Source organism: Arachidicoccus sp. (assembly GCF_050436765.1).
Lineage (GTDB): Bacteria > Bacteroidota > Bacteroidia > Chitinophagales > Chitinophagaceae > Arachidicoccus.
Window position 1 is genome coordinate 1 of record NZ_JBNQGD010000323.1, and the last position, 9,177, is coordinate 9,177.

Here is a 9,177-nt window from a genome sequence, read left to right on the forward strand (position 1 = left end):
TATCTTCCGCATGAATCTTTAAAAAATAAATGCAATGGAGATAGAGGTGTGGAATATGTAAGAAACTGTAAAACTCCTATGTATTTAATTGACAATCATAATAAGATTATGGTCATGACTGATTATGAATTTAAGAAGAATAACACAGGAAAGATATTAAGAACTTACAATCATAATAAAATTGTTTCCATTTCCAAAGATGGGCGGGGTCACATAGAATTAGATTACCTCTATACAGATAGCATATCGGAAAAAGAAATTAACAAGGAAATTCTAATGACTGCTAAAATGCTACAGTTCAATTAAAGAACCCACATCTTTTGTTTCTTTTCTGAACAATGAAATATGAGTATATTCTTACGTTTTAAATTTTACCATACCTAATTGGTCAAAAATTTTATGCATTATTTGCTTTTCATCTTTTTCATTATAAAAATAATAAAGCGTAATAAAATTTCTTCATCACATTTTTATTTATTGTCTCACTTGTTTATTTTCGCGGTGCTTTTGGATCTTTAGCTCAGTGGTAGAGTGCTTCCTTGACATGGAAGAGGTCACAGGTTCGAATCCCGTAAGATCCACCCATTATAGGGAAATAAAATAGACACCTCCAGCTCTTTAGCTTCAATATTTTTTTTATCCTATGGTTCATGAGTATTTTTACTTCATTGTCAAAATGATTCGCGAACGCATTTTTATCCTGCATATCTTGGTAGACTTTATCAATGGCAGATAATCTCCCATCTTCGGTCATCTGATAGTTGGCGGCAGTTGTCAAATTATTTAACTGTGTCATATCATCGCTACATCCATCCAACAAATTGTTCCAGACTTTTTGGATATAATTTTTTTCTGCTGGTGATAAATAAACGCTTTGCACATCTTTCTTTGCGCAGTCATTAATTCGATTTTTCGGAAAAATTAAGTTTTACAAAATATGGCCATCGAACTGGTAGACTTAATGAGGCTGTTCGGCTGATATACACGCTGGATAAGGATTTCATAAAAGAAAAATCGATACAAAGTGGCTAGAAAACCACTTTGTATCGACAAGTGCGGTTCAGGGGAGCAGATTAGAACTTTTTGATAAAGAACCTTACTCCACTTGGCAAAGCCGTAAAAACGCATTAAAAGTATTACCTGGAGCGGAGGAGGAGATTTGAACTCGCTTTAGTAATCAGCCCGTTACAATTCTTGTCCAAACCCCAATATTAGGTATAATTAGGTAAGTATTTGGATATTTATACGGAATTGGGTATTTTTGGATACAAAATTGGACAGCGGCTTAACCAGTAAGGGCCTGGCCTCGAGTCTATACATTTCGTCCTTAATTGCTGAAGCACATCAGGGATTTGTTACCGTGGTTTCTACCGAGAGAGCGGCAACCTTTACCTTTCAAATTCCTCGTAATGCCGCAGGCTCGACAACGTGAGATCGTCTTTAGTCAATTTGCTTCATTTAAATAAGCATAGATTGAATTTACCGACGTTTGCTTTTATTTTAATCCCATTTTTTGTGCGCCGACTTTTGTTGTTCCGGCTTGACGATGTCCACCATCTTTTTAACAGACCGAACCTTCTGCGTCACCAGCACTTCGGCATTATAATTATGCTTTAAGTTTTTGATCTCTTTTCTGACCTCAGAATCATCCCAGCTTATGCGATCATAGTCGACGACAACCAGATTTGGCACCTTTCCTTTAGAATCGGTAATAAAATTCATCAAGGCCGACCAGCCTGTTCTCCTCGCGAGGTTTCAACTAACCCCGTTATCCTCAAAGAAAACGGGAACGCTAAGATTTCTCTTTGAACTCTTGAAGCACACTGAACGCCTCGGAATAAGACATTGATAATAAGTCAAAAAGGACTGATCATGACTGATCAGTCCTTTCCGGAATCCAATGGACTCCCATGTGGTGCGGAAAAGGAGATTCGAACTCCAATTGATTATCAGCACTTTATAAAGGGTGTCCGACGTTTGTTTTCTGCCTTTTCAGACAGCCGGCGTTTTAGTTATAAAATCCTTTTTGCAAAATGTTATTGAATCCGATTGCTTGCCAATAAACATTTTATTTGTTGCAAATTTATCTCTTTTCAGTAAAAATATCTATTCAGACCGATAAGCGACCCAATCCAAATAATTTTGTTGATTAATAATATCATAAACAGCATTGGGATACGCACTAAGAAAAGCCGTAGGTTTTTTGATTTTGGCATTGCCCCATTTACATTCCATAGCTTTAAGATGCTGTTTATTGTCCAGTTCCAAAAAATCGATTTCCTGATTGTCATAAGTGCGCCAGAAAAAGTATTGGGGAAAATATTGATGATAAGTGTTTACTTTGATTCTTTCACTTAAAATATATTGTTCCCAGAGTTGTCCAACGTCATTTCTTGCAGCTAAAGGATTAAAATTAGAAATAAGGGCATTACGAATGCCATTATCATAGAAAAACCATTTTTTCCTTTTGCTGATTTCTTTTCTCAAATTATTGCTGTATCCGGATAACGGGAAAATAATAAAGACCTTAGAAAGTAAATCAAGATAGCGGTCAACTGTTGCCCTGCTTATCTGCAAGCTATTACCCAGTTCAACTGTATTAACTTCACTACCTACCTGCCAGGCGAGCATTTGAAGCAAACGGTACAAAATATCTGCTCCCTTGATTTTTTCATAAGAAAATATGTCTTTCAGCAAGTAACTGTTCACAAGATGCTTCAGGTAAATTTCTTTTTCATTATCTTCATTAAGATGCCATAATTCGGGATATGAACCATAAATAAGGCGTTGTTCCAGATTTCGCGTGGTGGTCAAATAATCTTCTATCTGTGATAGCTCTATTTGTGCAATTGGATATAACGTGAAAACAACAGAGCGTCCAACTAAAGGTTCGCCCGAAAATGACTGCAAGTCAAAACTGCTACTTCCGGTCGCAATAATAGTAATACCTTTAATATTGTCTATTATGAACTTTAATATCATACCAATATTAGGAACTGCCTGCGCTTCGTCTATAATGATAAGTTTCTTACCGGCTATCAGACGGACATAATTAGAAAGCGTTCGATCTTGTAAAAGAGAGGCAATTTGTAAATCTTCGCCTTGTAGCAATAATGAAGAAGGGTATTTGTCGGCAATATTTTCTACTATGGTGGATTTGCCGGTTCTGCGGGTACCGTATAACAGCACAACTTTCTGCTTTCCTATTTGCGCTTCAATCTGTTGCTGTACTAAACGTGGGATGTCCATTTTTCAATTACATTTGATGCAATTTACATTAATTACGTCAATCAACAACTTTAATTTTTATAAAAGGAGCAATTGTGTGCTTTTAGTTATTAGTAAAATAACGAAATATATGAACCGAATAATTGAAATAATCTGGCTCAAATGCTAAAAATCTCCAATTTAACCGCAAATAAGGTTAAAGTATACTGTGAAATAACTAAGAATTGGATCGTTTGACGGTAAAATAATTAAAACGTCCAACAAAATTCCTGCAAGCCATTTTTTTCTAAACTTATTTATTATCTCATTGAAATTAATGCCTATGCCACCAACATTGGGTTTCAATTCAAGATTATCAACGTCCCAAATTTTATACCAAAAGCTCTCTTTCTCATTCAGGTTTTGTTCTCTTTCTTTTTTCAGGCTTCTTTTTACTTTATCCAATTTTGCCTTGTATTCTGGAGTATAATTCGGCTTGTTCAAAAAATTAGTTTCAAAATTTTCCATTTTTTCTACAAAGTGCAACGGATTTTCCTGCATATTTTTTTTGCAAATCTCCATATGTAACCACAATGAAAGATTATGCAGCCGCGATTGGTAACCAGTCAATTTTAAGTCCCCGTCTTCGATTACCAAGCTACCGTTTTCAATTGCCAAATCATTCTCACCGAACTTGCCGATATTTTTGATTAAATAATGAATGTACTTATAAAGAGTTTTTATAAAATATTCATTCTCTGCCCTAAGCGGCTCTAGCACTTTTTCTATATACTCATCTAATGATTTCTTTTCCGTATTCCGTATTTCTTCAATCAGGACTAAATAATCGTCACGCTTTAGCATAATTCAGCTTTTGTCATATTTGTGAAATAAACTATTATTCAATTAGAGCTGCTTGCGACAGTATAAAAATTAGACTGCCGCTCAAAATTAGAAATAATTCAATTCCGAATAAGATAGATGTTTCGCTTTCTCAAAAAATAGTCTGCCTCTCACAGATGGGACACTTACGGCAAAAATATTTTAAAACCAGCGTCCGGATTGCGTTAGAGAAGGCGTTTTTCAGATGTGTCCTTTTTGACGATAAATGCAGTTCTTAATTTTGGTTATAGATGTGCTGGATTCTCGTAAAAGATATTACCGCCTTAAATATGCATCTAACGCTTCACTGCCTCTTAGGGGGTTTTTGATATGTCCGGAAATGGAATGCGGACATTTATTGACCGGGAGTGCCTCCAAGGGTCGGAATAAATACTATGCATATTACCATTGCTCCGCAGGTTGTAAAAACCCAAAAAAACCTTGCAGAGTAAGAGCAGAATTTATCAATGAGCTGTTTTTGCAAGAATTAAAGCGATATATACCTCAAGCCGATTGGGTTGAAGTATATAAACATACAATTGTCGAATTATGGTCAGAACAGGCCACACAGCAGCCTGACGAGCACAAGAAGATTCTTAATAAAATAAAGGAGCTCCAGGGACGATTAACTTATTCAATGGAATTACTCTCTTGCAAACAAATCGAGCCGGTAGACTATCGCCAAATAAGTACGGATATTAAGGCCCGTCTTGAAAAGCTTGAAATAAAATTTTCTATTCTTAAAGAAGACAGAACCGACATCGGCTCCCTTTTATCTGCTGGAATTAGTAGCTTATTAAAACTGGATGTGATATACGAAATGGGGGGCATCGAAAAAAAACGAGAGGTCATTAATTCGATTTTTCCGGAAAAATTAAGTTTTACAAAATATGGCGATCGAACTGGCAGGCTTAACGAAGCTGTTCGGCTGATATACACGCTGGATAAGGGTTTCAGAAAAGAAAAATCGACACGAAGTGGTTCAAAAACCACTTTGTGTCGACAAGTGCGGAAGAGGAGATTCGAACTCCCAAGCCCATAATCGGGCACTACCACCTCAAAGTAGCGCGTCTACCAATTTCGCCACCTCCGCAGGAGCGCAAAAATAAGGTTAAGTTTGCAAACAGAGATATATTACATATTGGTTTTCTTTCAAAAGAAAAATAATTTTTTGTATTTTGCTATGAGCAATTTTAAAAATAAAAATACGCAATCATGCAACCTACCAGGCTTTTTGATGCTATAGCCTATCAATTGAAAAACTTTCCCAAAAAGGATATGCTTGTTGCTAAACAAAATGGAGAATGGACAAAGTTAAGTACACACCAAATTCAGCAAGATGTCAACAACCTGAGTGCCGGACTTTTACAGCTTGGGGTAAGTGCAGGAGACTTTTCTGCAGAAGGCGCCGATAAAATTGCAATCATTGCAAATAGCTGCCCTGAATGGCTTATAGCAGATATGGCTGTGCAGCAACTAGGCGCAATTCTTATTCCTATTTATCCAACGACCAATGAAAACGAATTAGCATTCATCTTAAAAGAGGCTGAAGTAAGGTATATTTTTATCGGTAATCAGTTGCTATTAAATAAATATCAATCTACGATTCAGAACATTCCTTCCATACAAAATACGTTTTCGTTTGACAAAACAACAGCTGATAATTGGAAAGAAATTATAGCATCGGCTACTGAAACATCTTTGCAAAAAGTAGAAGAAATAAAAGCATATATTAGCAATGAACATATTGCTACCATCATTTACACCTCGGGTACCACGGGCATTCCAAAAGGTGTCATGCTTTCTCATAAAAATATTTTGAGCTGTGTCATGCTTTCAAAAGAAAGTTTTCCACTACCCGATAACCCACATATGCGTGCCTTGAGCTTTTTGCCGCTCAATCATATTTTTGAAAAATGTTTAAGTTACGTTTATCTATTGAGCGGTATCAGTATTTATTTTGCGGAAGGTTTAGAAAAAATTGGTGATAATATTCGAGAAGTGAAGCCACATATTTTCACAGCTGTTCCCCGCTTACTTGAAAAGGTATTTGAAAAAATAATGAATGCGGGTTATCAATTACAGGGTGTCAGAAAAAATATTTTCTTTTGGTCCGTTAGATTGGCAAAAAAATACGATAACCGAAAAAAGCATCATCCTTTATACCTATCCAAATTAAAAATAGCCGATAGGTTGGTTTTTTCCAAATGGAGAAAGGCTCTTGGAGGGCATCTTAATTATATCATTATCGGAGGCGCCGCCTGTCCAGAAAGTTTGCTGCGCATTTTTAATGCCGCAGCCATACCTGTCTATGAAGGTTACGGACCTACAGAAAATAGCCCCGTAATTTCTGTGAACCGTTCTATGAACAATCAGTCACTATATGGTACTGTTGGACCGGTAATTGATGGCTTACAGATGAAGTTAGAAAGCGACGGAGAAATTTGTGTAAAAGGGCCAACTGTAATGGCAGGCTATTATAAAAATGAACAACTTACCAAAGAAACAATTATTGATGGATGGCTGCACACAGGGGATATTGGTGCTTTGGTAGAGGGAAAGTATTTGAAAATTACTGATAGAAAAAAAGAATTATTCAAAACATCCAATGGAAAATATATAGCGCCACAACCATTGGAAAATAAGCTAAAAGAAAGTTATTTGATTGAGCAAGCAATGGTCATGGGTGCGGATGAAAAATATGTAGGCGCTTTAATTGTGCCTTCTTTTTCCGCGCTTAAAAATTGGATGGAGCGGCATCATCTAATTTTTGAAAATAATGAACAAGCTATTCAACATGTGGAAGTGAGAAAGCGGTATTCCGCTATTATTAAAGAAGCGAATGGGTACTTTAATGCACACGAGCAAATAAAAAAACATATGATACTATCCAAAGAATGGACTGTTGATACAGGAGAACTCACACCAAAATTAAGCCTGCGCAGAAAAGTCGTTGCAGAAAAATATAAAGCGAAAATTAATAAACTATTCTCTTGACAGGGGGCTTTAACGCCTACAACCCATCATATCAACGAGGACTATAAATGCAAATAAAGCGGTACCTATATATACGACGATTTTATAAATTTTACCTCTTTTTTGTTGCATAAACTTTTCAAACTTAGCCTGTCTTTGCGCGGAAAGCGTTGCTTTTCCACTAACCATTAAAGATAAATAAATGAAGACAATCAAAACAATGAGATCATCAACATGTCCACCTAAAAATTGCATATTTATTAGTTTTTAACGATGCTCTCTATTCAAATTCGTACCCAATATCTTTTCTGAAATTCATTCCTTCAAAAGAAATTTCCTTTAAAAGGCTTTTCGATTGTTTTGCCGCATCAATAATATTGTCGCCAAAAGAAGTAATTGCCAAAACCCGGCCACCATTGGTAAGCACGTTTCCATTTTGTTCTTTTGTACCCGCATGAAAAATTATTGAGCCCTCAGGGATATTTTGAGGAAAAGTAATAACTTTTCCTTTTTGATAATCTCCCGGATAGCCACCGCTCACAGCTACAACCGTCGCACAAGCCCGCGCCTCTGTTTCAATTTTTTGCTGAGATAAATTACCCGTATCCATTGCCACAAAAAGTTCTACCAAATCATTCTTTAGTCTTGGGATAACTACTTCTGTTTCCGGATCCCCCATCCGACAGTTATATTCAATGACCATCGGTTCTCCTTTGACATTAATCAATCCAAAAAAGACAAATCCTTTATAAATAATATTTTCCTTCGCTAAACCATTAATAGTTGGTTGAATAATTTTGGTTTCAATTTTTTGCATGAAATTATCGTTCAAAAATGGAACTGGCGTTACGCAACCCATTCCTCCGGTATTCAATCCGGTATCGCCTTCTCCAATTCGCTTATAATCTTTTGCGTGACCAAGAATTTTATATTCCTGTCCGTCTGTCAACACAAAAACACTCACTTCAACACCGTCTAGAAATTCTTCAATTACTACTTTAGAAGAAGCTTCACCAAATTGTTTGTGCAAAATCATTTCTTCAAAAACTTGTAAGGCGTCTTCATGTGACTGTGCAATTACAACACCTTTCCCAGCGGCCAGACCGTCAGCTTTTAAAACTATTGGAAGAGAATGTTGTCGAATATAATTTTTCCCTTCTTCAAAATTTGCTTCATTAAATTCTGCATATCCCGCTGTAGGAATAGCATGGCGTTGCATAAATTTTTTAGAGAAGGCCTTACTACCTTCCAGCTGAGCAGCAAATTTGGAGGGACCAACCACAATACCCTTCCAATCCTCTTGGTCTTTAAAAAAATCATATACACCATTGACCAGAGGATCTTCCGGTCCTACAACGATCATTTCAATTTGATTATGTAAACAAAAATCCTTTTGCATTTGAAAATCATTTACACCGATGGGTACATTTTCTCCAAACCCGCAGGTGCCTGCATTTCCAGGTGCAATAAATAACTTATTACACAACGGGCTTTGTTTTAATTTCCAAGCAATTGCATGTTCGCGACCACCAGAACCCAACAAGAGTATATTCATTTTTTAAAAGTTTGTGCTGAAATCATTTGTAGCGAAAGTAATAAGCAATTTTTATATGGGGCTATCCAAGAAGCATTTTTCGCTAAAAAATACAAAAGTCCGACTTTCAATAGAAAGCCGGACTCTGCAACTTTTAAACCTTTCCTTTGTAGAGCGTACGGGAATCGAACCCGTGATTCCTCCGTGAAAGGGAGGTGTCTTAACCCCTTGACCAACGCTCCATTATTCGTTTTGGGATGGCAAAGGTATAATTTTTTACGTCATAGCCAAATTTTTTTCTGCTTTCTATTTAAAAAAATTTTTATTTTACTCCTTGTGAATTAATGCAATGAAACAGGTCTTCGTATTATAGCTGAAATTCCTAACTAACAATCATTCCCCATTAAATAGTTAAATATTTGCTATAAGTTCTGTTATTATGTAAATTCGCTCCGCATTATTAAACAAACTAAAAAAAAAGATATGAGTTCAGTTAAAGTTGCGATTAACGGATTCGGCCGTATCGGTCGTTTAGTTTTCCGGCAAAAATACAACAAGGAAGGCAGTTAAGTAGGTGG

General features: G+C 36.3%; 8 protein-coding genes and 3 tRNA genes. 4 read left to right on the forward strand and 7 right to left on the reverse strand.

The window, feature by feature from the left end; translation table 11 throughout:
- Window positions 1-306: hypothetical protein (locus ACQR30_RS13925; RefSeq protein WP_429736152.1), on the forward strand; the 306-nt coding region annotated here is incomplete at its 5' end.
- A 203-nt stretch (window positions 307-509) separates the two neighbouring features.
- Window positions 510-581 (forward strand) — tRNA-Val (locus ACQR30_RS13930).
- A gap of 919 nt (window positions 582-1,500) precedes the next feature.
- On the opposite strand, the gene ACQR30_RS13935 is transcribed toward ACQR30_RS13930, so the two are convergent.
- The 3 genes from ACQR30_RS13935 to ACQR30_RS13945 form a co-directional block, all read right to left on the reverse strand.
- The gene (locus ACQR30_RS13935; protein ID WP_429736154.1) at window positions 1,501-1,722 is read right to left on the reverse strand and encodes a hypothetical protein; all 222 of its coding nucleotides are present in this window, start codon (window positions 1,720-1,722) and stop codon (window positions 1,501-1,503) included.
- 384 nt (window positions 1,723-2,106) lie between these two features.
- Window positions 2,107-3,249: an ATP-binding protein gene (locus tag ACQR30_RS13940; RefSeq protein ID WP_429736156.1), complete on the reverse strand. Its 1,143-nt coding sequence runs from the start codon at window positions 3,247-3,249 to the stop codon at window positions 2,107-2,109.
- 159 nt (window positions 3,250-3,408) lie between these two features.
- Complete coding sequence (locus ACQR30_RS13945; RefSeq protein ID WP_429736158.1) at window positions 3,409-4,071, reverse strand: hypothetical protein; 663 nt, start codon at window positions 4,069-4,071, stop codon at window positions 3,409-3,411.
- A gap of 244 nt (window positions 4,072-4,315) precedes the next feature.
- Between ACQR30_RS13945 and ACQR30_RS13950 the strand changes: the two genes are divergently transcribed.
- Window positions 4,316-5,131 (forward strand): zinc ribbon domain-containing protein, encoded by an 816-nt coding sequence (locus tag ACQR30_RS13950; protein WP_429736160.1) that lies wholly within the window; start codon window positions 4,316-4,318, stop codon window positions 5,129-5,131.
- Here the strand turns inward: ACQR30_RS13950 and ACQR30_RS13955 are convergent.
- Window positions 5,097-5,182, reverse strand: a tRNA-Leu gene (locus ACQR30_RS13955). The genes ACQR30_RS13950 and ACQR30_RS13955 overlap by 35 nt on opposite strands.
- Window positions 5,183-5,304: 122 nt before the next feature.
- Between ACQR30_RS13955 and ACQR30_RS13960 the strand changes: the two genes are divergently transcribed.
- On the forward strand, window positions 5,305-7,086 hold the full coding sequence (locus tag ACQR30_RS13960; RefSeq protein WP_429736162.1) for an AMP-dependent synthetase/ligase: 1,782 nt from the start codon (window positions 5,305-5,307) through the stop codon (window positions 7,084-7,086).
- A 9-nt stretch (window positions 7,087-7,095) separates the two neighbouring features.
- Here ACQR30_RS13960 and ACQR30_RS13965 read toward each other — a convergent pair whose 3' ends face one another.
- The 3 genes from ACQR30_RS13965 to ACQR30_RS13975 all read right to left on the reverse strand — a co-directional run bounded on the left by ACQR30_RS13965 (window position 7,096) and on the right by ACQR30_RS13975 (window position 8,841).
- A complete protein-coding gene (locus ACQR30_RS13965) occupies window positions 7,096-7,320 on the reverse strand; it encodes a hypothetical protein (RefSeq protein ID WP_429736164.1) in 225 nt (74 codons plus the stop codon).
- A 25-nt stretch (window positions 7,321-7,345) separates the two neighbouring features.
- Window positions 7,346-8,620, reverse strand: coding sequence for a phosphoribosylamine--glycine ligase (purD, locus tag ACQR30_RS13970; protein ID WP_429736166.1), 1,275 nt, complete (start codon window positions 8,618-8,620; stop codon window positions 7,346-7,348).
- Window positions 8,621-8,769: 149 nt separating this feature from the next.
- Window positions 8,770-8,841 (reverse strand) — tRNA-Glu (locus ACQR30_RS13975).
- Window positions 8,842-9,177: the final 336 nt, after the last annotated feature.

Coding starts and splice junctions, on each gene's coding strand:
- ACQR30_RS13935 (WP_429736154.1), bottom strand. CDS start 1,722: ATGAATTTTATTACCGATTCTAAAGGAAAGGTGCCAAATCTGGTTGTC.
- ACQR30_RS13940 (WP_429736156.1), bottom strand. CDS start 3,249: ATGGACATCCCACGTTTAGTACAGCAACAGATTGAAGCGCAAATAGGA.
- ACQR30_RS13945 (WP_429736158.1), bottom strand. CDS start 4,071: ATGCTAAAGCGTGACGATTATTTAGTCCTGATTGAAGAAATACGGAAT.
- ACQR30_RS13950 (WP_429736160.1), top strand. CDS start 4,316: ATGCAGTTCTTAATTTTGGTTATAGATGTGCTGGATTCTCGTAAAAGA.
- ACQR30_RS13960 (WP_429736162.1), top strand. CDS start 5,305: ATGCAACCTACCAGGCTTTTTGATGCTATAGCCTATCAATTGAAAAAC.
- ACQR30_RS13965 (WP_429736164.1), bottom strand. CDS start 7,320: ATGCAATTTTTAGGTGGACATGTTGATGATCTCATTGTTTTGATTGTC.
- purD (WP_429736166.1), bottom strand. CDS start 8,620: ATGAATATACTCTTGTTGGGTTCTGGTGGTCGCGAACATGCAATTGCT.